The sequence below is a fragment of the Chondromyces crocatus genome (assembly GCF_001189295.1).
Lineage (GTDB): Bacteria > Myxococcota_A > Polyangia > Polyangiales > Polyangiaceae > Chondromyces > Chondromyces crocatus.
The window spans coordinates 4,218,965-4,241,991 of record NZ_CP012159.1 but is presented as its reverse complement, the minus strand read 5'-3'; the positions used below and the strand labels follow the sequence as shown (position 1 = coordinate 4,241,991).

Sequence of the window (23,027 nt, the reverse complement as noted above, 5' to 3'; positions counted from 1 at the left end):
CTCCCCTCCGTCCTCGTCTTGCACGCGCGGAGGATCCCGATGCCCTCGACCCGTGCCGGTGCGCGAACAGCGCGCACCTTGGCCGCCTTGTTCTGGCTTCTCGTCACCCTCACGCTCGGCTGCGGTCCTGGCGAGCGACCGCTGCTTCCTCGCTCCCAGACCTGGGCCGAGCTCCGGACCGTACGGCGGTCGGTCACCGTCCAGGTCCCCGGGGAACAGCCCCGCTCCCCCTACCCGAGAGAGCGATTGGTCGACGGAGCCGAGATCCACGTCGCGGAGAAAGGCCTGGCATGGCTCCGACGCGACGGGGGCGCCACGCTGCTCGTGCATGGGCCGGCCAGACTGACGCTGCGCGCCGAGGGCATCACCATGGACGAGGGGCGCGCCTTCGTCGACACACCAGCAGGCACGGTCGAGCACCTGGCGACGCCCTCGGGACCGCTCCAGCTCGCGCACGTGCGCGCCAGCATCCATGTCGGTAAGGGCGCGGCCGGGTCCCCCAGCCCTGGCGCTGAAGACGGCACGGAGGTGTACGTGCTCGCGGGGGAGGTCCGCGCGCAGGGTGCGACCGGCGCCCGAGCTGCGGCCGGCGAGCGGCTACTCCTGCGAGGGAAAGCGCCAGAGGCGAAGGCCACGACGGAGGCGACGCTGATCTGGGACGACTGGACCGGCGGCCTCGCCACGACCGATCGCACGGCAGAACCAGCCCCCTACGGCGTGGGGACGGTGGGGGCTCGGCCGCCAGGGGATCAGGGCTCCCCTCGCTTTCCTCTGGCGATCCAGCGCCTCGAAGTCCGCGTGACGATCGATGGAGACTTCGCGCTCACCGAGGTCGACGAGATCTTCTTCAACCCGAGCTCCCAGACGGTGGAGGGCATCTACCGCTTCCGAACCCCTCAGGGCGCCCTCCTGCACCGCTTCGGCGTCGACCGCGACGGGGTGACCGTCTGGGGCCGCGTGAAAGAAAAGCAAGCGGCGGCCGCTCAGTACCAGGCCAACGTCTACGCCGGCTCCACCGAAGATCCTGCACTGCTCGAGTGGGATGCGCCAGGCGTGTACCGCGCCCGCCTCTACCCCATCGGCCCGGGCGAATCCCGCCGCGTCGTGGTGCGGTACGCCGAATGGCTGGGCCGCTCGGGCCCGAAGGGGGAACGGCGCATGTACGTGTACCCCATGGCTGCCGAGGGAGCCGATGGATCCCTGCCGCTCATCGAGGAACTCGTCGCGCGCGTCGATCTCGCCCCCGCAGGCGCGACCGAAGTTCGTGTCGGCATGCAAGGTACCCGAGAAGGCAACACCTTGATCGTCCGCGCCCAGGATCTCGTCCCGCGCGCCGATCTCGCGGTCGAACTGTTCGACAATGGGATCCCGCAAGGTGGAGTGACCGCGCGCCACGTGGTCGATCTCTCCGTCCTGCCCCCGGAGGAGCGCCCCGAGGCCCAGCGACGCGCCCAGGGAGAAGCCGACTACGTGCTCGTCCCGATCCGCGCCGCCGACGTACCCGTCCTTGCGGGAGGGCTCGACCTCGCCGTGGTGCTCGACGCTTCCGCGGCGACCGACGCAAACGCCCTGGGGATCGGTCGCGCGGCCGTGGCGGCGCTGCTCGCGCACCTCGGCCCGGAAGATCGCGTGGCCGTGTGGGCCGGCGATTCCGCCCTCCGCCCCGTGGCCGGCGGGGGACTCACCGCGGTGGACCCTGCACGGCGCGAGGCCATCCTCTCTGCGCTGGCTTCCGTCGAGCGAGGCGGCGCCACCGATCTCGGTGCCATGCTCGCAGCAGCCGCCGAAGCCCTCGATCCCGCGCGCCGAGGCGCGGTCATCTACATCGGCGATGGCTCTCCCACCGTCGGAGAGCGCACCCTCCCGGATCTCCGCGATCGCCTCGCCAAGCTACCGCGGCCGGCACGCATCTTCGCACTCGGCGTGGGCGACGTGGCCGACATGGCCATCCTCCAGGGGCTCGCGAAGGGCGCGCTGGCCGAGCGAATCGGCGACGCCAACGCGGCGGCCCGCGCAGCGCTCCGTGTGCTCGAGCATGCAGAGCGGCCCGCGTGGATGGGCGTCCGGGTGGATCTGGGCCCCGAGGTCGAGCGCGTCTTCCCTCGCGATCTCGGCGCCCTCGTGACCGACGAAGCCGCCGTGCTCGTCGGCAGGCTGGTGGGCAAGAAGCCACCCAGCCAGGCCATCGTGAGTCGCGTCGATGGTGAAGCCAGGACACTACCCCTCAAGATCACCCCCATCGACGACCAGGGAGATCTGCGCAGGCGCTGGGCCGAAGGACGCCTCGCCCAGCTCCTCGACGAGGGTGTCGGTCGAGCCGCCCTGGTGGACCTGGGGTCACGCTACGGCGTCATCACGCCCGTCACCTCTCTTTACGTACCCACCCGCAACGAAATGAGCCCGAGTGAGCGACAGGAACTCGACCAGCGCAAAGCCCTGACGCGCTCATCCCCACCGCGGCAGAGCACGTCCTGGTTCCGCAAGGCGGAGGAAGCCTCTCCGACGGAGAGTGCGGCCGCTCCCTCTGCCCACGATGATACCGAAGAAGGCACCGGCGTCAGGGCGAAGGGAGAGGCCCCCGAAATGCCTCGACCCGCGCCGGTTGCGGCAGCTCCCGCACCACTTGCCACCATGACCGCGCCCGGTGCCCCCCGAGGTGGCGCGGGAAATGTCGCCCCCGAACCGGAGTTTGCCCCCGTGGTCCCGCCCGCCGAGGTGGCCAAGGTCCAGCCACAACGGGCCGCCTCCGCGCCAAAACCAGCACCCTCTGCAGCGCCGAACGTCGACCGCGATCAGGCCAAGGACTTCGGCATGATCGGCCTGCTCGACAATGCCCCCTCGACCACAGCGCCTCCGGCAGACGCCCTCGCCGAGCGAGGAAATGGCTGGGCGGAGGATGAGAAAAGCGATGGCTTCGGCCTGGGAAGCATCGGTGGCCTGGGGCTGAGCGGTGTTGGCGAGGGAGGCGGAGGTCGCGCCGACGCTCCCCGTCCGAAGAGCCCGTTCGAGGAGCTCTCGCGTCAGACGGACGCCCTGAACAAGCGACGTGGGCCGACAAGCACCACCCGAGGAGATGACAGGATCCATCCCACGGGTCTCCACGTCACCGCGGAGACCGGCGCATCGACCCGGATGATGGTGGCGATCGGAGAGCTGCCCCATACGGTGATCCGCTGCAGCGCAGCCGCAACGGCGCCGCTGGAGGAGCGGGTCGGCCTCTGGCGAGAGCGCCTGGGCCGTGTGGCTGGCAATGCGCAAGCCGCAGCGACCGTGTACCGCCGCGCGCTCACCGGGTGCGAGGCGCCGACCTTCCGGGAGCGCTCCCGCCTCCTCACCCTGATGCTCGACCTGATGCCGAACACCACGGCGCGCGTCTCGCTGTGGCGCGTGATGTGGCGCGATCTCGGCGCCGCGGACGTGCTCTATCGAGGCATCCTCGCGCGGGTCCGCACCCCCGACGAGATGCGGGAGCTGCACCAGGCACTGGGCTTGAAGTCGATCGATCCAGGCCTGCTCCAGCGCTCTCTCGCCGATGCGAAGACACCGGAAGCCAAGGTCGCCACGCTGCGCGACCACGTGCGCGTCTGGCCGGATGACCTGTCGCTCGCGCTGCGCCTGCTCGACGCGCTGGAGGATGCGGGGGACGAGGCGGGCGCACGCACCCTCGGTCGCACCCTCCGCGCGCGGCCCGACGCCGACGCGCGGGTACGCACGGCCGTGGGAGAGCTTTATCTCCGGCTCGCGGCGCGCAACCAGGACCCTGCACGACGAGCGCTCGACGAAGCCGAAGCGCGCCGGACCTTCGGCGAGATCGTCGAGTTCGCGCCCGATGATCCGGCCGCGCGCCGTTACCTCGGGGATCTGCTCCGGGCTCACGGCTGGTACGAAGAGGCAGCCCGGCAATACGAGACCCTGGCTCGCCTCGCCCCGGACGACACCAGCGTGGCCCTGCTGCGCGCCGCAGCCTCTCAGGGCATGGGCAAGCTCGAGGAAGCCGTCCGATGGACGGAGGCCGGCGGGGCGGCAGGAGCGCCTGACGTCGTCGAAAGCCCCGCCCTCACGGCGCGGGCCCTGGCCGCGACCTACCTCGCGTGGGGCAGACTCGCCGCACGCGAGGCCGGTCGCACCGATGAGCGGGACCTGCTCGCCGCGCGGATCCGACGGGTGCGCGCTGGCGAGGGAGGGGATCGAACCCGTGGCACCCGGGTGACGCTCACCTGGGCACACCCCGATCTTCACCCCTCGCTGTGGACCAACGCCCTCGGCGCTCCCATGCCGGCGCCGGAAGGTGACGTGACCCTCGGCATCGCGCAGGCCATCTTGCCCACGCGCGATGGGCTCGTCGTCGAGGTGCGGCTCGAGCCCGACGCCCTGGAACACGCGGCACGCCTCGGTGCCGAGGCCGTGCTCACGGCCGTGTTCGACGAGGCCGAGGACAGTGAGGTGATCGTACGCCTCCCCGTCCGGTTCAAGCGCGACGGTGCCGCCACGCAGCGCTTCGCCATCAAGGGACAGACCATGCGAGAGGTGACGCCGTGAGCCGCAAGCTTCAGGTGACCCGGAGCGACCGTTACGACGTGGCCGAGTGGATCGAGGACGCCTCTGGAGCAGGCGGAGGGCCACCGCGGCCTCCCCCCGACACATCGGCGTCCGGTCCTCGACGCTTCGCGCTCGTGGCATCACTCCTCGTGGTCGTCGCGACCGCTGTGTTCATCGCGCGCTCGGGGCGGCGCCCGCCAGAGAGCCGACCGCTCTCCCCCACCATGGCAGATCTCTCGGCCGTCCACGCCGGGGTCACCGTGAACGGTAGCGAGATCCGGCGGCTACAGCGCCTCCACCCGGGCGACACGGTCGCGACGGACGCCGACGGCAGCGCGCGACTGCGGATCGACGACGGCACGACCGTCGTGATCGATCGCGACACCACGCTGGCGCTCTCCGGCTCGGGCATCTCACTCGAACGCGGCCGCGTCTTCGTGCAGGGCACCCCCGGCGCACGCTCCGAGATCGTCGTCGGTGACGTGAACGCCCTCCTGACCGACGCCGATGTCGCCGTGGAGCGTGGCCGCACCGAGCCCGGCGCAGCACGCATCTATGCACCACGCGCCGAGGTCACCCTGCGCACCCCCAAGGGCGAACAGCCCCTGCGCTCCGGCGAGACGGCGGTGCTTCGTGGCGACGTCGTGGAGATCGGCCCCGAGCGAGGCTTCGACGACTGGACGGGTGGCCTCTCGGCCCCCTGGGGTGCTCGGGGCGTGCCCCGCCGCGCCGTCGGTGAACTCTGGGGACGCCCGGGCGTCGACGCCGAACTCGGCGCTCCCCTCACCCTCCGCGCCCACGACGTCCGCGCCACCATCACCCGGGAGCTCGCCGAGACCGAGGTCCGCTCCACCTTCTTCAATGGCGGCTCCGACACGGTCATCGGCGACTTCAGGATGGCGCTCCCTCAAGGCGCCATCGTCAGCGGGTTCGCCTCCACGCGCGGCGAGACCACGCGCGAGGGTCACCCCTCGCTCGCCAACCGCGATGACGCTCCTGGCATCACCTCCACCGAGATGCTGGAGTGGGCTGGCGAGGGCTGGGTGCGCGGCACCCTCCCCAGCGTTCAGCCCGGTGAAGTCGTCACGGTGACCGTACGCTACGTGGAGTGGCTCTCCCCGGTCCGCCGCGCTGACGCGACCACCTCCGTCGTGCAGTACCGCTACCCCCTCGCCGGCGAGGCGAGCCCGCCCCTCATCGGTGAGTTCTCGGCGCGCATCGACGCTTCCCCCTCGCGTCCTCGCTCGGTCGGCGCCGGCTTCTCGGCCGCAGGTCGGGCCGGCACCCCCGGGACGCCCGACAGCGCCCCGCTCGCCGGCCCCATCGTCGAGCTACGGCGCCCGGACTTTCGGCCGACCGCGGATCTCGTCGTCGAGGTCGAACTCACGCCCTGGGATGCCCCCGCGCGCCTTTATTTCGCTCCCGGAGACCCGAACGACGAAGCCGGAGGCACGGTGCTCGTCCGCACCGAGCTTCCCGACGCCCTCCCGGTCCCTGCAGGTGGCGAGGGCGTCACCCTCGCCCTGCTCCTCGACACCTCGGCCAGCATCGACCCCGCCTTGCTCGACGCCGAGCGCGCCCTGGCCTCGGCGATCGTCGGCGGCCTGTCCGCGCGCGATCGCGTGATCGTCCTGGCTGCCGACGCGGAGACCCGCCACGTCGGTCCCGACACCCTGGGCCCGGCCGACGCCCCCCGACGTACCGCCACCCTCGAAGCCATCCGCACTCTCTCGCCTGGAGGGAGCACCGATCTCGGCCGCGCGTTCGAGCGCGCCGCAGACGCTCTCCCCTCGGATGCACCTGCGGGCATGGTGATCTACCTCGGCGATGGATGGCCCACCGTCGGCGACGACAGCGCCGACGCCATCGCCGCGCGCCTCAGCCGACGCCCCAGCGGCGCCCCTCGCATCGGTGCCGTCGCCGTCGGCCCCCTCGCCAACCGCTCCGCGCTCGCGGCGCTCACCCGAGGGACAGGTCCCCTCTTCGAACTCGCAGACGCCACCGACGCACCACGGCTCTCCATCTCGCTCCTCGCAGAGGCCCTCCAGCCCGCCGCCGCAGGCGTCGAGATCGACCTCGGCCCCAGCGTGGAGCGCGTCTACCCCCGCGCATCCCGCGCCATCCCCCATGGTGACACCGTCGCGGCCGTCGGGCGCACCCGCACCGAGCCCCCGAAGGAGATCACCCTGCGCTGGCGCGACGCCCGCGGCGTCCACGAAGAGAAGCGGCAGGTCACCGTCATCCCCACGAACCGCGTGGACGACCTGCAACGCCGCTGGGCAGCCGCCCGTGTCGACGAGATCGCGCTCCGCGGGCGCGGTCGAGAAGCCGCGACCGACGTCGCGCTCCGCGCTGGCCTGCTCACCCCCTGGACCGCCCTGGTCTCCAGCGGTGCCGAGTTCAGCGCCCCCGGAAAGCGCGTGCACCGCCCCACCCCCTTGCCCACGAGGATCCTCGACCTCGCCCTCGACCCTGCCGGCGGAGGCTTCTCCGCCGCGCTGGTCACCCCGCAAGGCGCAGCCGGCGCCCTGACCGACGTCCTCGGCGCCCTGACGCCCCACACCGACGACGAGGGCGACGCCGCCTACAAGGCTGCCGTCGCGCTCGCATCACGGCGCACGATCACCCAGGCCAGCGGCAGCGTGCGCGCCTGCCGTGACTCCCGCGCCGCCCTGAGACCGGACCTCGCCGGCCAGCTCACCGTCTCCCTCCGCGTCGACGGCGAGGGCCGGGCCGAAGACGTCTCCGTCAAAGGCCTGGGCGCGACGAACGACGCCGCCTTGCTGCGCTGCGTGGAGGTGGTGATCGCTGGCCTCACCTTCCCGGCCAGCGGCTTGCGCGAGACCGTCTCGGTGACGCTCATCCTCCCTCTCCCGGATGCGCGGGTCCCGCTGCGAGGACGCCGCTGCTCCCCCACCTCCACCATCCCCCTCCCCCTCCGCCGAGGCGTCTGGCAAGAGCGGATCAACCGCTCCCCCGGCAAGTTCGGCGAGGCCGTGACGGCGGCGAACCTCGCGTCCGGGATCTACCTCGAAGCGCGGCACGCCTGTGAACTCCCCACCTGGTCCGATCGCCGAGCGCTGCTGGAGCTGCTCATCGGCCACCGACAGGACGTCGGTTACCGCGTCCAGCTCGCACGCGAGCTCGATCGCGCGGGCGACGCCGACGCCGCGACGCTCGTCCGACGCGAGGCAGCCCGCAGGGCCCAGAGCCCGGAGGAGCTGCGCCAGCTTCGCCAGGCACTCATCGTCGACGAGACCTACCCCGAAGGCGTGTTCCGCAAGCGTTACACGGCCGCGCGCACCGACAGCGAGCGGCTCGCCGTGGTGCGCCGCTTCCAGCAGCTCGCGCCCCACGCCCCGCAGCTCCGCCTCCGCCTGCTCCGCCTGCTCGAAGCCCTCGGCATGAAGGACGAACTCAATGACGAAGTCCGCCGCCTCCGCCGCGATCCCTTCGCCGAGGCCACGCTCCTGGCCGAAGGCGCCTCGGCCCTCCGACGCGCGGGCAACGAGGTCGAAGCGCGTCGCACCTTCGGCGAGCTGAGCGAGCGCGCCCCCCGCGATCCGTGGGCGCGCGCCTTCCTGGGCGACCGCCTGCGCACCGAGGGGTGGTTCGACGACGCCACCGCCGCCTACGCCACCCTCGAGACACTGGCCCCTGGCGATCCGGCTGCCCTGCTCCGGCTCGGCCTCGCCCATGCGGGCGCTGGACGCCTCGACGTCGCCCTCCGCATCCTCTCTCGGGTCGCGCAGACCGGAGGCCGCACGGGCAGCGCCGAGCTCGGAGAACTCGCCAGCCGACTCGCGCAAGTGCTCATCGCCGACGCCCTCCAGCGCAAGGACCTCCCTCCTCAGGCCGACGTCCGCCTCGCGCGCGCCGCCCTCGAACTCCCCTTCCCTGCCGGCGCCACGGTGGTCTTGATCCGCAGCCCTGGCGGCACGACCGCCGTGCAGGCGGAGCTGATCCGCGGGACGGGCGCTGCACGCCGCGAACAGCCCGCGGAGTTCACCGCCGCATCGCTCGGACTGTCCTCGCTCCGCATCGAACCAGGCGAGACCACGGCCCCCTTGCTCAGGCTGCGCCGCACCGAGGATCTCGCGCCTGCCCCCCCGCTGCGGGTCCGGGTCGACGCCCTGATCCCTCGCGGAGAGCGCACGCCCCCTGCACTCGTGACGACGGAGGTCGACCTCCCCGCGAGTGGAGAGGCCGTGACCTTGCGCTGGACGGACGGTCGCTGGGAACCCGAGCGCACCTGACACGCCACCGCGGCGCTCGCCCTCGCGACCCGCCGCGGCGTTCCCTCCTCTCCCTCAGTCGTACCGCTCCACGTGGACGCGCTTCCGCTCCACACCGAGCGTCCCACGCGAGAGCTCCCGCACCGCGTTCACCATCCGCTCCAGACCGCAGATGTACAGGTGAGGGCCGACGCCTCCCGGATCGTCCACCGCCTGCTTGGCCGTGAGCTCGGCGAGCAGCTCGGGGACATGCTGCTGCACGTACCCTCGACGCCCCGACCACGAAGCTCCCCCCTGAGAAAGGGTCACCTCGAAGCGAATCCTGTCCGACCCCCGCGACAGCTCCATCAGCTCCTGCCGGTAGAGGATGTCCTCCTCGAACCGGGCGCCGAACAGGATCCACATCCGCGCCCCCGAGCCCGCCCGCAGTGCCGCGTGCAGCATGCTCCGCAGCGGCGTGATCCCGGTGCCCGTCGCGACGAACAGCGCCGGCGCGGGATCCTGGGGCGAGCGGGTGAACAGGCCGTGAGGCCCGATCGCGCGCACGCAGGCCCCCACCTCCATCGCATGGAGGAACTCCGAGCCAGGTCCCCCTTCGACCCGCGTCACCGCCAGCTCGAAGCGGGGCGTCCCCGCGGGCGCCGACGCGATCGAGTAGGCCCGACGCACCTCGCCCTCCGGGAGCGGCAGGAGCAAGTTCACCCACTGGCCGGCGTCGAACACGAAGGGCTCACCGTCCACCCGCTCGAAGATCATCTCACGCACGCCAGGGCTGAGCTTCCGGACAGCGATGAGACGGGCATCGAACGGCGCAGCAGACGGCATCAGGGCACTCCACAGGCGAATGTAGGCGCGCGCGTGGTCGAGGCAAGACAGCGCCTCTCGCCGCGTTCCCACGGACACCGCGTGATAGCCGCACGACCACCCGGAGAAAAGCGCTGTCAGGAAGGCACGAGCAAGCGGGCACGACGCGCTCCGGTCGAACCGGGGAAGTGCGTCGTGTCGCGAAGGGCAGGAATTCTGGGCGTTGCGAGAGAGCGCGTCAGGGGGACCGACGCTTGCGATCGCTGCCCCGTCGTCGCGTCAGGGCCAGCGCACCGACCGCCAGGAGAAGCGCCGACGCTCCAGCAGAAGCACCGCGCGTGTCCCCGGCAACGCGACATCCGCAGCCATCCGCGCCACCGTGCGAGAGCCCGCTCCCGCCGCTGCCGGACGAGGTAGGTGTACCGATGGTTCCGCCGTCACCGCCAGCGCCAGGCTCACCGCCAGCGCCGCCTGCTCCAGCAATTCCACCAGCGCCACCAGTCCCTCCTGCACCGCCGCTGGCAACGACGCCGCCTTCGCCGCCGTCACCCCCAGCGCCACCAGCGCCGCCGGCGCCGCCAGCGCCCCCCTGGCCACCACCGCTCCCCGACATCCCCCCGCCCACGCCGCTGCTCCCTCCTGCACCGCCGCCGCCCGTCCCCATGCCCTCGCACGCGTCGCCCACGCCGTCGCCGTCCGAGTCTTCCTGGTTGGGGTTCGCGACCGTGGGACAGTTGTCGACGGAGCTGAGCACGCCGTCGCCATCGGGGTCACCGTCGTTCGGCGTCGCCACCGTGCAGTCGTCCCAGGTGACCGACCCGTTCTCGCTGGTCTCGTCGGCGCCCGCCACGCCATTGCTCCCGCTCATCGTCTGCCCGGTCTCGGCAAAGTCCACACGGCACGTGGTCCGCACCTGGATGGTCGAGTCCAGATGCACCGGCGCATGCCGGGCCACGTTGTCCGCCGTCTCCGGCAAGTACATCGAGGGCGTCGAGTCGGCGTCAGGGCCATCCACGGACACGCCGGTCTTGTTGATCCCCGCGTTCGAACCGCTGCCCGTCCCGAAGTACACGTAGTCCGCGTCGGACACGAGATCGCTCATGCCGTCCCAGTAGAACAGGACCACGGGCTCGCCTCCGTTGGTCAATCCTGCATTGGCGCCGAAGGCGTTCGTGAAAGGAATGACCATATCGGGGATGCTCGCGCTGCTCTTCGTCGCGTCGGCCTGAAGCACCTCGTAGGTCGGGTACACACCGAAGCCGGGGAACACACCGCCAGCCCCGCAGTTCATCCGGAAACACTCGGCGCCTTTGAGGGCGACGGTCTGGAACTGACCCGGCTGGATCACAGCTCCAGCCGGAAAGCGAATCACAAAGTCCGTGTCACCAGACGGTGCGACGGAGTTCACCGAGTTGTAATACGTGTTGTAATCGGCAAGATAGTAATTGGTCAGGGTCACCGCGGCAGGGCCAGGGTTGTAGATCTCGATGAATTCCGCTTGATCACCCGAGGGGACGACCTCGGAGAGCAGGAGCTTCTGGCCCGCCGCGAGGGCTGCGGAAGGTGACGCAAAGACCGTGGCGAGCGCGAGTGCTGACGTGAGCCGCTTCATGACCGACCTCGTGCGCAGGTGCGGATACAGGTGAGGATGGACCGGGAGCGCAGCATGTCCGACTGCGCCGCGCTCCGTGGCGAGAACTCCCCGCAACGAGACCCATGCTATGCACGAACCGCGTGCCCCGGGAATGGGCTTCCTCGTCCCGAAGGCGAGGGATTGCGCGCCCCCTCATTTCGATCGAGGCTCGTGGCGTGCGCCGCGCCACGGTCCTGCTCGCGCCCCTCTTCATGGCCCTGTCCGCCCTGCTCGCCACGGCGTGCGAACCAGGCGACGCCCCTCCGACTCCCCTGGCCACGGCGCCCCCCCCTCCCGCGGCCCCTGACGAAGCCCCTGGGGCGCGCCGCTCTGCCCCCCCCGCCACGAGCAGCGCGGCCCCCTTGCTCGGACCACCGAGCGCGGCGGCCCTGGAAGAGCTCCTCGCCGCGGCCCCCCGCGCGATGGCCTCGCCGACCGGCGAGAACGGCACGAGCCGTGTCGGTACGGCCACCTCGAGCCACGCCCCCGACGCCCCCGTCCTCCACCTGAACGGCACCGAGTCCCCGCGCCCGCGGGTCACGCTCGGCGACGTGACCATCGGCGGCCGCATGTCCTCGCCGGCCATCGAGAAAGCGGCGCGGGCGCAGCTCTACTGGGTGCTCGTCCAGCGCTGCCGGGACGCGGAGGGCGCCATCCTGCCGCCCGACAGCATCACCCTCTCCTTCAGCATCGACGAGAACGGCTACCTCATCCCCACGAGCATCGAGGCCACTGCCGCCAATCCCAGGCACGAGGAGGCCGCCGAGTGCATGCGACGCGAACTCTCCGGCCTCGCCTTCCGTGCGCCTCCCGGCGCGCGCGGCCAGACGACCAAGGTCGAGGCCACCGTCCCTTCCGTCGACTGAACGTCCGTCAGCGCGGCGTCAGCCGCTTCTGGGTGACCTCCAGGTTGGACGTCACGCGGGCGAGGAGCTGCACCAGCGACGCGCCACGCGGGATCACCCGCCCCTCGGGCATGCCGACCCGATCGAACGACCACGCCAGCACCGATCCCTCATCGTCCCAGGGCGCGAGCCGCTCACAGCCCTCGGCGTCGACCGAACCGAGCAGCTCACCCCGCGACAGGTCGAGCGCAGCGACACGATCGACCGACGACAGCAGCATCGTCCGACCATCGGGCGCGACCGAGAAATCCTCCCATGATGCCCCCCACGACGCCTCCAGCAGCCGCTCGATGGCTCCGGACGCGCGCACCAGCGCCACGCCCGTGCTGTCCACGTACACCACGTCGCCGGGCGAAGGGCCATTCCCCAGCGCCGTCGCATGGGGGATCGCCTGGGCCAGCACCTTCACCTCCCCCGTGGCGTCGTCCACGCGCACCACCGCCCCGGAGCTGGACGCGAGCAGCAAGCTCGCCCCGACGCCGTCTCGCGCAGCGCTCGGCGCGACATCGAACACGTAACCGGGCAGCTCCCCGATCACCCGCGCTGCGCTCCCCTCCTCCCCCAGCGGCGCCACGCGCAGCACCCCGTCCAGCGACTGGGTGACCAGGCGCTTGCAGTCCGCCGACAGCCCGAGCAACAGCCCAGGAGATCGCCGCGCGCGCGCGAACGCCGTACCCGTGCGCACGTCGAAGAAGCGCCACGCATCGCCCTCCGCCTTCGCCCCGACGAGACGACCCCCATCACAGCGGCGCACCAGGCGACCCTCGTGCGAGAGCAGCCTCCGCCCGCTCCGCACGTCGTGGAGGTGCACCGCATCTCCGATCTGGAAGGCCACCTGCTCGTCGTCGCGCAGCACCGCCGCCACCGACGTTCCATCCCCGGCCGGCAGCTCCTCGCCCGCCGCGTCACGGCCCACGAACCGCAGCAGCCGCCCCGCGACGGATGCCCCCGGGGTGAACAGCACGAGATCCCGGCTCAGCACGCGGCCATCGGGCAGACGGAACCCACCGGCCAGGGGATGCGGACCGATCTCCAGATCCGCGAGTTCCGGCGCATCGCGCTCCGAGCGCAGCACCTCGGCCGTGAGCTGCCCTCTGGCCGCGCACGGGGAGCCCTCGGGCGGCGCGTCCTCGGCAGCACGCCCTCCGCGCCTCAGGTAGTACCACGCCCCCTCTCGGCTCGCGCTGCACAGCCCGAAGTCCAGCCCTCCAGCATCCCAGCGCGCGGACGCCGGGTTGATGTCGATCGCGCGCGCGATCAACGGGCGCACCTCCGCACCGGCACCGGCACCCGCACCGGCACCGGCACCGGCACCGGCACCCGCACCCGGGAACGGGTAGACCGCGAACCTGCCCGGCTCCACCAGCGCGATGACGGCGTCCCTCGGGCTCCAGCTCCCCAGCATGGCGGGACCCCGCAGCGTCACCTCCAGCTCCTTGCCCGGCACCGTCACCCCGTTCTGCCGCCGCGGCTCCCACAGGAGCACCTTCCGCCCCAGCGCAGCGGCCACGCGCGTCCCGTCTGGCGACACGTCCAGCACCACCCCCCGGAACGCGTGCCGATCCACGGCCGGCGCGCCGGTCCCGCGCCGGAGATCCCAGCGCGCGATCCCCTCCTCGGTCGAGCACGCCAGCACCGGCGCCGCCGCCGCCGCGTGCAGCGCGCTGACACACCGCACCGGCGCCACGGCCACCAGCGCAGGCGGATGCCTCGCGCGCAGCCGCACCACCCGCACCTCACCGGACGCAGCGCGCGTCGCCACGGCCGTGTCGAACGCGAACGGCACCCGCTCGACGATGGGTGTCTCGTGGATCCGCAGCGAGTGCGCCCGCGGCGTCGGGAAGCTCGACGACACCCCCTCCAGCGCCTCTTCCACCGCCGGATCCACGACCGGCTCGGGCTCCGACGATCGCAGATCCCCCACGAACAGCGTCCCCCCGGGCCCGGCGCCCACGACCCAGCGATCGTCCCAGGGCAGCGCCGGCGCGCTGATCGGATCGGACGTCAGGAACTGCGCGCGCGACAGCCGCGACACCACACTCCCCATGTCGAGCGGCAGCATCGCGTCCGTCGACCCACGCGCCATCGCCTCGGCTGCGAACGCGGCGCGCGCGTACGGATCCTCGGTGCGCCGGGACTTGTCGAGGATCTCCGCCAGATCCGCCCGCGCCTCGGCCGCACGCCGCGCCGCGTCGGCCTCGGACTGGCGTGTGGCCATCACCCGCTCGGTCCCCACCGCGCCCACGAGGAGCGCCGAGAGCAGCACCCCCGTCCCGATCCTCCGCGCCAGCCGGAAGCCCGCCCGTCGCCGGCTCGCGCGCACCAGCTCGAGCTCTCCGCGCGTCAAGCCGTGCGCCGGCACCTTGCGCAGCTCGTCGGTGCGCAGCAGCAGCGCGGCGCTGTACCCCGAGCGCTCCCAGGCGTCCGCGGCCTCGCGCAGCCGCTCCAGCACGCGCAACCGCGGCGCCTCCCGGTCCCGCACCGCCCGCAGCAGCGGCCACCCGGTGAGCAGCCCCGGATGGCTCACCTCCACGGCCCCACCACGGCGCCGCACCAGCAACGCGCGCTCCAGCGTCGCGAGCACCTGGCCGACGGCCGCTTCTCCCCCCGCGCCTCCCGCATCGGCAGCTCCCGACGCCCCCCCGGGCGGACTTGCAACCCCTGCGGCTCCCCGCGCCACGCTCACTGGCCCCGACGCCCCGCCTTCGGCGCCCGCAGCGCCCGCCACGCCCGCCACGCCTGCCACGCCCACCAGCGCGCGCACCGCGTCCCCATCGGACGCCACCACCTCGATCAGCTCCTGCTCCTGCCAGCGAAGCGGCGACTCGTCCGCAGCGCCGAGCCGGAGCAAGATCTCCTCTGCCAGCGAACGCTCCGGCGCCGAGAGCGACGCGAACACCCGATCGGCGTGGCGTGCCAGCGCGCCGCGCACACCCCCGAGCCGCTTCCATGCCTCCCCGCTCAGGCTCTCTTGCCCCCCGATCGTGCGCCGCGCTCCCCAGAACGCCGAGAGCGCCAGCGCCACGAACGGCAGCGCCCCCGCGTTCTCTCGCAGCTCCCGCCGCACCTCCAGGATCACCGGCTCGATCCCTTCGAGCCGCGCGCCCCGGAGCCGCGCTGGCCCCTGGACCAGATCCCGCACCGTCGACGCCGCCGGAGGCCCCACGTACCGGAGCGCCCCGCGCAGCCGATCCCCCAGCGGCCCGTCCAGCAACACCGGCGCCAGATCTTCCCCCAGCACCCCGATCAAGCGCACCCCGGGCAGGCACTCGCCAGCGCCGAGGGCCGCGCACAGCGCAGCGAGCCGCCCGGACTTCTCCGCGGCCACCGCCAGCTCGTCCATCGGATCCACCACCACCGCGAGCCCGACCGGCGACAGCGCACACCAGCGCAGCAGCGTGTCCACGTCCACCGTCGCAAGCTCGGGCGAAACCTCTCCCAGCGCCGCCGCGAGCGCGCCCTCCGGATCCTCGCCCGGCCGTACCATCACCACGGCCCAGTCGTCCTTCTGATCGACCTGCCCCCGCGCCAGCGTCGGCGCGAGCCCCGCGCATGCGAGCGACGTCTTCCCGACCCCGCGCGCCCCCACCAGCACCACCGCGGGCTCGAACTCCAGCTCCCGACCCAGCCGACCCAGATCGTCGTCGCGACCGAACAGCACCCCCTCGAACGTCGACGGCAGCGCCGCGAGCCCCGCGTACGGCACCGCCGGCACCCCGTGGGGCCTCAGCCACACCTCGTCGAGCAGCGCCCGCAGCCGCCCCGCGACGACCCCCCGCGCCGCGGGCTCCGGTGCGAGCAACCGCGTGAGGAGCGCGAGGAGCCCCTGCGGGAGCCGCGCCGGATCGGCCGCCAGATCCCGCAGCTTCCCCCCCAGCGTCGCCTCGCGCAGCGCCGACCACCACGCGCTGACGCTCGACGGATCCGACCAGTCCTTCGGCTCCTCGGGCGCCGCGTGCGGCAGCATCCCCGTCGCGAGCTGCACGACGCACACCGCCAGTGCATAGGCGTCCGTGGCAGCGCTCGGCTCCGCCATCCCGATCACCTCCGGCGCGATGAACCCCGGCGTCCCCACCACCCCGCGCGCCGTCCGCCCCGCCGCAGTCGCCACCGCGGGCGCGGCCGGTCGCGTCGCCGCGAACGCCGTCTGCCCCGGCACCAGCGCCGCCGTCGGAGCGCTGTCGTCCACCTCCCGCATCGACGGCGGCCCGTGCGCTCGGAGCGCCCGCACCGGCTGCGCGCCCGACTGCCGCGAGATGCCGAAGTCGAGCACCTTCACCGCCCCATCGCGGTCGAGGAACAGGTTCGCCGGCTTCAGATCCAGGTGCACCACGTCCCGCGCGTGGATCACGTCCAGCGCCGCAGCCACATCCCGCGCCCAGGCCAGCACCCGACGCCAGGGGATCGCCCCCCGCTGCTTGAGCACCTCGGCCAGCGTGCACCCCTCCAGCAGCTCCATCGCCACGAACGGCAGCGGACGCGCTGGTGGAACCGAGCCACTCGCCACCGGCCCTGAAGGCACCGAGGGCACCGAAGGCGTCGAAGGCAGCGGAGGGACCGACGCCCCTGCGACGCTCGGCGGCGCGTCGTTCAAGATCCCCGCCGCGTACACCGTCACCAGCGACGGATGCCGGAAGGACGCGAGCAGCTTCGCCTCCTTCATCCAGTGCGCCGCGTCCGCGAAGTCCGCGACGAGCAGCTTCAGCGCCACCTGCCGGAACGCCGCCCCACCGGGCAACAGCTCCTCGGCGCGCCACACGTCACCGAACCCACCCCGCCCGATCCGCGCGCACAGCCGGTAGCGCCGATCGAGCACGTCCCCCGGTGCCCGCTCCCGCACCGCGGGCCCCTCGGGCGAGGTCACGCGCCCGCTCCCCGCCCTTCCCGACGGATCGGGCAGCGTACCGCCCGAAGCGTCGATCAAGGTGGAGCCGTCGGCGGGTTCCTGGGCGGGATCCTCGAGTGGCCCCATGGGAGACGCCAACCTACCACCGGCGCCCTCGCGACGGACGCCTCACGTGCTCGCGGGCAGCACACCTGCGTCGCCCCGAGGGCCCTGGACGTCCGCTAGCATCGACCCCCACCCATGCACCGCCGCACCCTCCTGCATCTCGGCGCGTCGCTCGCTGCCTTTCCCCTGCTCCCGGACGCGGCCCACGCCGACGAGTGCGGCAAGCCCAGGACCGACCTGACCCGCATCGACGCCCGCGTCGGCACGAACCACGGGCACCTCTTCCAGGTCCACCTCGACGACATCAAGGCCTGCGTCGAGAAGACCTACGACCTCACCGGCACCGCCGGCCACCCGCACGCGATCACGCTCACCCCCGACGACTTTCGCAAGCTCGGCGCCGGCGAGATCCTCCGCGCCCCTTGCAGCCGTGAAGGAGGACACATCCACCGCCTCCTGGTGCGCTGCGCCCCCGCCGAGGAGCCCCCCGAGCGCGTCAACGTCTGCCAGATCCAGATCGGCGGGAAGGACGACCACGAGCTCATCATCCCCGCCGCGCACATCGCCGATCCGCAGGACCGCAGCTACGAGGTCCAGGGCATCTCCCCGCACGGCCACGGGCTGCGGCTCACGGCGGATCACTTCCGCAAGCTCGTCGCAGGCGAGCAGCTCGCCCTCAGGACGGCCCCGAGCGAAGGCCACAGCCACGTCGTGTTCATCCGCTACGCGCGCCCAGCGAAGGCGCCCGAGGAGGCCACGCCCCCCGGAAAGCCCACACCCCCCGGACCGCCAGCCAGCCCCTCGCCCGCTCCCTAGGACTGCGGCCCCTGGCAGGAGGACTGCGGCCCCTGGCAGGAGGACTGCGGCCCCTGGCTCAGGGCCTCTCGGCCCCGACGCTCGCGATGCAGCAGGAATCAGGCGCCGCGGCGTCGACGCCCTCGCCCCTCGCGCAGGAGCGCAACGGCGGCCGCGGTCGCGGCGAAGATCCACGGAGAACTCCCCTGCCCGGCACCAGGCCCACCGCGCACGGCGCAGAACCCCGGCTCGAACCCGGGATGCGCCGGGGCTGGCCCAGCTCCCGCCGACCTCAGGTCGAGCGGAATGCACTCCTTCCCCACCGCGCTCGTCGTGTCGCTCGCGTCTCCAGGATTGCTGATGTCGGTCGTGCGCTCCGGCTCTTCCTCTCGCGTCCACTCCCCGCAAGGATCGCCCAGCTCCACCCCGTTCGTGACCTGGTCCCCATCGGTGTCCTCGCGGGAGAGGTTCAGCCACAGCGCGAAGGCGTTGTCGGGGTTCGCCCCCTGGTTGACGAACAACTCACCGAACGCGGTCCGCGTTCCCCCGAGGATCCCCCCCACCTGGGCCCCGGCGTGGCAGAAATCGCAACGTCCAGTCCCCGACGAGGCCCCCACGGCCCTGGGCTCACCCGCGTTGGGGAGCGCCGTCACGTAGAGTTCGTGCGCGGACGCGCGACCAGCTCCCACGCTCATCGCCGCGAAAGCGGCCAAGGAAACCACCACCGAAGCACGCATGCGGCAAGTCTACCAGCTCTCCCTCGAAAACGAGCAGCCCGCCGACGGTGCGCTCGATTTCAGTCCATCCGCGACTCGACCAGCTTCCTGACCTCGGACCACCGCAGCGCACTCGGAGAAATTTTCACCAGACGCCTGGCGGCCACCCGCGCCTCGCCTTCCTGGCCCGTCAGGATCAGCGCGCGGACGCGTACCAGCATCAGCTCGGGAGCGAAGCGCGTCGTCCGCACCGCGCGCGTATGCTGTTCGAGCAGGCGAAGGGCCTCGCCGCCATCCCTCCGTTTCAGCGCAGCCCGGGCCAGATCGAACAGGATCAAATCCTGATCGGGAGCGACCTTCGCGGACATCCTCTCCCCCGGAGCGTCCACGATCACCGGGGCCGCTGTCGCGATGGCCGGGGCCGCTGTCGCGATGGCCGGGGCCGCTGGTGCCGGTGTCGCGGCGACCGACAGGGCGTCGGCGAAAACGCTTCGCGCAGGCGTCACGCGAGGCACCTGGCTTCCATGGGCAGCCGGCCCCGCGGTGACATGCAGCGCTCCTGGCGACGACCCCTTCCGAAATCCCGCCGGAGGCGCGACGCCCCCCAGCACCGGCCCCCCAGCGACGCCCCTCGCCGACGATGGCACCATCGCCGTGGAGACCGCGCTCGCAGAGGAAGCCTCCGCCCCCCCCGACGCAGACGCTTCCATCGCGTACACATCGGGCGCCGCCGCGCCGACGACGGCCGCAGCGCCGACGACGGCCGCTACGCCGACGACGAGCGCAGAAGCGGCCGGCTCCACGAAGCCTTCTCCCCCTTGCGCCGCCATGTTCAGCGGTGTCGCGCTCGCTTTTGGCCACAGCACGCCCACCGTGATCCCCAGCGCTGCCACCGAGGCCGTCATCACCTTCACGGCCGTGGCGCGCTTTCCGCGCAGCGCCTCTGACCCACCCCGCACCGAGGTCGACCCCCCGCTCCCAGGTCCTCCCTCCTGCTGCGCACCAGCGTCGCGCTTCCCGGGCGCGCGCGTGTCGCCCTCGTCCAGCGCGCGCGCGTCCCGCGGGTCCCCGGATTCGCGCGTCTCCCGCTCGTCGCTCGACGCTTCCTCCTTGCCCCCCTCCTTGCCCTCTTCCCCCTCGAAGGGCCGCGATCCACCACCGACCTGCTCGAGGAACGCCTCGCGCATCGCCTCGATCGTCTCGGACCGCGCCGCCGCGACCTCCTCTGGCAGCGCGCGGGTGGCGTCCACGGCGCGCCGCAGCGTCGCCAGGACGGCGTCCGTATCGAGCAGCCCGAAGATGGCCACCCCGCCGATCCGCTCGTTTTCCTCGCGACGCCGCTGCTCCACCGCCGCCTTGAACGCGCTCACCGCGCGCGCCCGCCACTTGTATGCCGTCGACAGCGGGATCCCATGCTGATCGGCGATCTCCATCATCGGGATGCCGTCGATGTCGTGCGCGATCAGCACCGCACGCAGCTCCACGTCCAGCGTCTGGAGCAGGTCGATCACCTCCAGCCGCTCCTCCTCTACACCGATCAGCTCGTCGGGGCCCGGCTGCTCGTCCACCACATCGTCATGATCGTCCGGCGTCAGCTCCTCACGCCGGTGCTGGGCCCGGTCACGGTAATGCGCCGCCACGTGCACCGTGATCTTGTTCAGCCAGCGCTCCGGACGCGAGCGCATCGGATCGTAGGTGTGGAAGCTCTGGTGCGCGGCCATGAACACCTCTTGCGCCACGTCCCGCCGATCCCGGACCGGTACCCCCAGGCGCTCCAGCCAGTGCCATACCGACGCGAAAGTCTTCTTCCGGAACAGGAGCCGAAAGGCACGCTCCTTGTCCAGGGGACCGTTCTGGCTGAGCTTTCGGCGGGCGCGCCTCATACTCACTTAGTTCCGGCCAGCAGGCGCCCTTTTCCCGGGCCTTCCGGGCCTCCCCACGCCCTTCGCAAATTCCCGCAGAACCAGGACCCCTCCTGCGGGCCCTTCCCCTCATCCATTCACACTTCGCATACATGGCCATGGGATCATGATCTGCGTGCATGGTCGGATCCGCTCACCGGGGCGCGCAGCGACCTCGGACGCCAGTGCTCGGAATCACGAATTGGTGGCGCAGCGAGCGGACTTGCCTCCGGTCACGACAATCCGCAGCAACTTCGTCGATACAGACGCTCTTGCACGATACGGCGCCTGCCTCACCGATTGTTTTGGCAAAACAAATACGATCAGCACAATCGATCGAGAACCACCACGCGCGCTCCGATGCGGCTTCCAAGGACCCTGCGCGCAGCCCTAAGGTGCGCGCGTGAAGCTGCTGATTGCACCAGCGGTGCTCGCGGCGTCCCTGTTCACCACGGCAGCATTCGCCACGGCGCCCGCGCCTGCTCCCGCGTCTGCTCCTGCTCCTGCTCCCGCACCTGCCACCACGTCTCGAAGCGACGGCTGGCCTCACGCGGAGCTGAGCGCCATTCCCCTCTTCGCGTTCGGCGTCCTGCCGGGGCCCTCGCTCGGCGTGGCTCCCTACGTCGGCTTCCGCTGGCCGGAGGTGTCGTTCGCGCTGGAGGCGCGGACGCTGTTCTCCATCGATCGCGAGGCCGTGCTGGCCAGGCATCCGATCGACGCTGGGATCGTGATGGCGGTCCCCACCGTGTGCGGGCACCGCGGGCGCTGGTTCCTCTGCACGTCGCTCGGCATCGGCGAGCTGCGCGCGCGTGGAGACGGTCGCGTCGTCGTCGAGACCCAGGATCCTTGGCTCGTGTCCGTGGGACTGCGCACCGGCATCGACGTCACGCTGGCGCGGCGACTCGTGCTGCGCGGCATCGCGGAGGTCGCGTGGCTCGCCGGGCAGCCCGAGGTGTGGATCGATCAGAAGAGGCAGTGGGAAATGGAGCCCATTGGCCTGGTTTTCGGCCTCGGCCTCATCGTTCCAGTCGGCGGGACGTTGCCCCGACGTTGAGCGCTCCCTAGGATGCCGGCCTGATGAGCATCCGTCCCTTCGACGTCGTCGTGATCGGTACCGGCCCCGGTGGGGAAGGTGCCGCCATGAAGTGTACCAAGGCCAACCTTCGGGTGTGCGTGATCGAGGATCGCAGCGCGGTGGGCGGCGCCTGCACCCACACGGCCACCATCCCCTCCAAGACGCTGCGCCACGCCATCCAGCGCCTCGTCGACCTGCGCAACCTCCCCGGACACCGCGCGGCGGCCGGGCACGGGCCCACGTTCCGCGAGCTGGTGCAGACCGCCGGCTCGGTGACGAACCGCCAGGCCGGCATGCGCGAAGGCTTCTACGAGCGGAACCGCGTCGAGGTCGTCGAGGGCCGCGCCCGCTTCGTCGATGCGCACACCGTGGAGGTCATCCAGCCCCGCGGCGCCACCGACACGCTCACGGCCAAGCACTTCGTCATCGCCACCGGCTCGCGCCCGTACCACCCGCCGGAGATCGACTTCAACCACCCGCGCGTCTTCGACTCCGACACCATCCTCGGCATGATCGAGATGCCCCAGTCGATGACCATCTACGGCGCGGGCGTCATCGGCTGCGAGTACGCCAGCATGTTCCGCATGCTCGGGGTCAAGGTGAACCTCGTGAACACGCGGGAGAAGCTGCTCTCGTTCCTCGACGACGAGATCATCGACGCCCTCTCCTACCACCTGCGCGATCTCGGCTGCATCATCCGCCACAACGAGGAGATCGAGCGCGTCGAGACCGCCGATGACGGCGTGATCCTCGACCTGAAGAGCGGCAAGCGCCTGAAGACCGACGTCCTCCTCTGGGCGAACGGCCGCTCCGGCAACACCGTCGACATGGGCCTCGAAGCGCTCGGCATCGCCATCGACAGCCGCGGCAACCTCAAGGTGAACGACGCCTACCAGACCGCCGTCCCCCACATCCACGCCGTCGGTGACGTGGTCGGCTTCCCCTCCCTCGCCAGCGCCGCGTACGACCAGGGCCGCTTCGCCGGCACGCAGATCGTCGAGGGCCGCCTGGAGCACCGCCTGGTGCAGGACATCCCCACCGGCATCTACACCTCCCCCGAGATCTCCTCGCTCGGCCGCAACGAGCGCGAGCTGACCGCCGCCGGCGTGCCCTACGAGGTCGGCCAGGCGCAGTTCAAGTCTCTGGCCCGCGCCCAGATCACCGGCCGCACCGTGGGGATGCTCAAGATCCTCTTCCACCGCGACACGCTGGAGCTGCTCGGCATCCACTGCTTCGGCGACAACGCCGCCGAGATCATCCACATCGGCCAGGCGATCATGTCCCAGAAGGGCGAGGCGAACACCTTGCTCTACTTCGTGAACACCACGTTCAACTACCCGACCATGGCCGAGGCCTACCGCGTCGCCGCACTGAACGGCCTGAACCGCGTGTTCTAGACCGGCCGCCCGTGGGGGCGGGGGGCGGCCGAGTCCCACGCTTCGCGCGCACGCGCCTTGGCGGCCGAACAGCGCG

Annotated in this window: 11 protein-coding genes; 6 read left to right on the top strand and 5 right to left on the bottom strand. The window is 72.0% G+C overall.

The features are described from left to right. Positions 1-39 precede the first annotated feature (39 nt). Together CMC5_RS15735 and CMC5_RS15730 are read left to right on the top strand one after the other, a co-directional pair. A complete protein-coding gene (locus tag CMC5_RS15735) occupies positions 40-4,539 on the top strand; it encodes a VIT domain-containing protein (protein ID WP_050431201.1) in 4,500 nt (1,499 codons plus the stop codon). After that, positions 4,536-8,795, top strand: a complete 4,260-nt coding sequence (locus tag CMC5_RS15730) for a VIT domain-containing protein (RefSeq protein ID WP_050431200.1) — start codon at positions 4,536-4,538, stop codon at positions 8,793-8,795. The genes CMC5_RS15735 and CMC5_RS15730 overlap by 4 nt, the downstream gene beginning before the upstream one ends. Positions 8,796-8,849: 54 nt before the next feature. On the opposite strand, the gene CMC5_RS15725 is transcribed toward CMC5_RS15730, so the two are convergent. Then, positions 8,850-9,671 carry a ferredoxin--NADP reductase gene (locus CMC5_RS15725; RefSeq protein ID WP_245678457.1) on the bottom strand — a complete coding sequence of 274 codons (822 nt, stop codon included), beginning with the start codon at positions 9,669-9,671 and terminating at the stop codon, positions 8,850-8,852. Positions 9,672-9,816: 145 nt separating this feature from the next. Next, complete coding sequence (locus CMC5_RS48510) at positions 9,817-11,190, bottom strand: lamin tail domain-containing protein (protein WP_050431199.1); 1,374 nt, start codon at positions 11,188-11,190, stop codon at positions 9,817-9,819. A 197-nt stretch (positions 11,191-11,387) separates the two neighbouring features. Between CMC5_RS48510 and CMC5_RS15715 the strand changes: the two genes are divergently transcribed. After that, positions 11,388-12,077 carry a hypothetical protein gene (locus tag CMC5_RS15715; RefSeq protein WP_050431198.1) on the top strand — a complete coding sequence of 230 codons (690 nt, stop codon included), beginning with the start codon at positions 11,388-11,390 and terminating at the stop codon, positions 12,075-12,077. 7 nt (positions 12,078-12,084) lie between these two features. Here CMC5_RS15715 and CMC5_RS15710 read toward each other — a convergent pair whose 3' ends face one another. Beyond that, the gene (locus CMC5_RS15710) at positions 12,085-17,088 is read right to left on the bottom strand and encodes a serine/threonine-protein kinase (protein WP_050431197.1); all 5,004 of its coding nucleotides are present in this window, start codon (positions 17,086-17,088) and stop codon (positions 12,085-12,087) included. A gap of 114 nt (positions 17,089-17,202) precedes the next feature. Here CMC5_RS15710 and CMC5_RS15705 point away from each other — a divergent pair, with 114 nt between their 5' ends. Continuing rightward, positions 17,203-17,883 carry a hypothetical protein gene (locus CMC5_RS15705; protein ID WP_050431196.1) on the top strand — a complete coding sequence of 227 codons (681 nt, stop codon included), beginning with the start codon at positions 17,203-17,205 and terminating at the stop codon, positions 17,881-17,883. Between the two features lie 98 nt (positions 17,884-17,981). Here CMC5_RS15705 and CMC5_RS15700 read toward each other — a convergent pair whose 3' ends face one another. Both CMC5_RS15700 and CMC5_RS15695 read right to left on the bottom strand, forming a co-directional pair. Then, complete coding sequence (locus CMC5_RS15700) at positions 17,982-18,599, bottom strand: hypothetical protein (RefSeq protein WP_050431195.1); 618 nt, start codon at positions 18,597-18,599, stop codon at positions 17,982-17,984. Positions 18,600-18,658: 59 nt separating this feature from the next. Then, the gene (locus CMC5_RS15695; RefSeq protein WP_050431194.1) at positions 18,659-20,461 is read right to left on the bottom strand and encodes an RNA polymerase sigma factor; all 1,803 of its coding nucleotides are present in this window, start codon (positions 20,459-20,461) and stop codon (positions 18,659-18,661) included. Between the two features lie 421 nt (positions 20,462-20,882). On the opposite strand from CMC5_RS15695, the gene CMC5_RS15690 reads away from it, so the two are divergent. Both CMC5_RS15690 and sthA read left to right on the top strand, forming a co-directional pair. Further along, a complete protein-coding gene (locus tag CMC5_RS15690; RefSeq protein ID WP_050431193.1) occupies positions 20,883-21,533 on the top strand; it encodes a hypothetical protein in 651 nt (216 codons plus the stop codon). Between the two features lie 23 nt (positions 21,534-21,556). Continuing rightward, entirely contained in the window at positions 21,557-22,951 is a 1,395-nt protein-coding gene (gene sthA / locus CMC5_RS15685; protein ID WP_050431192.1) for a Si-specific NAD(P)(+) transhydrogenase, read from the top strand. Positions 22,952-23,027: the final 76 nt, after the last annotated feature.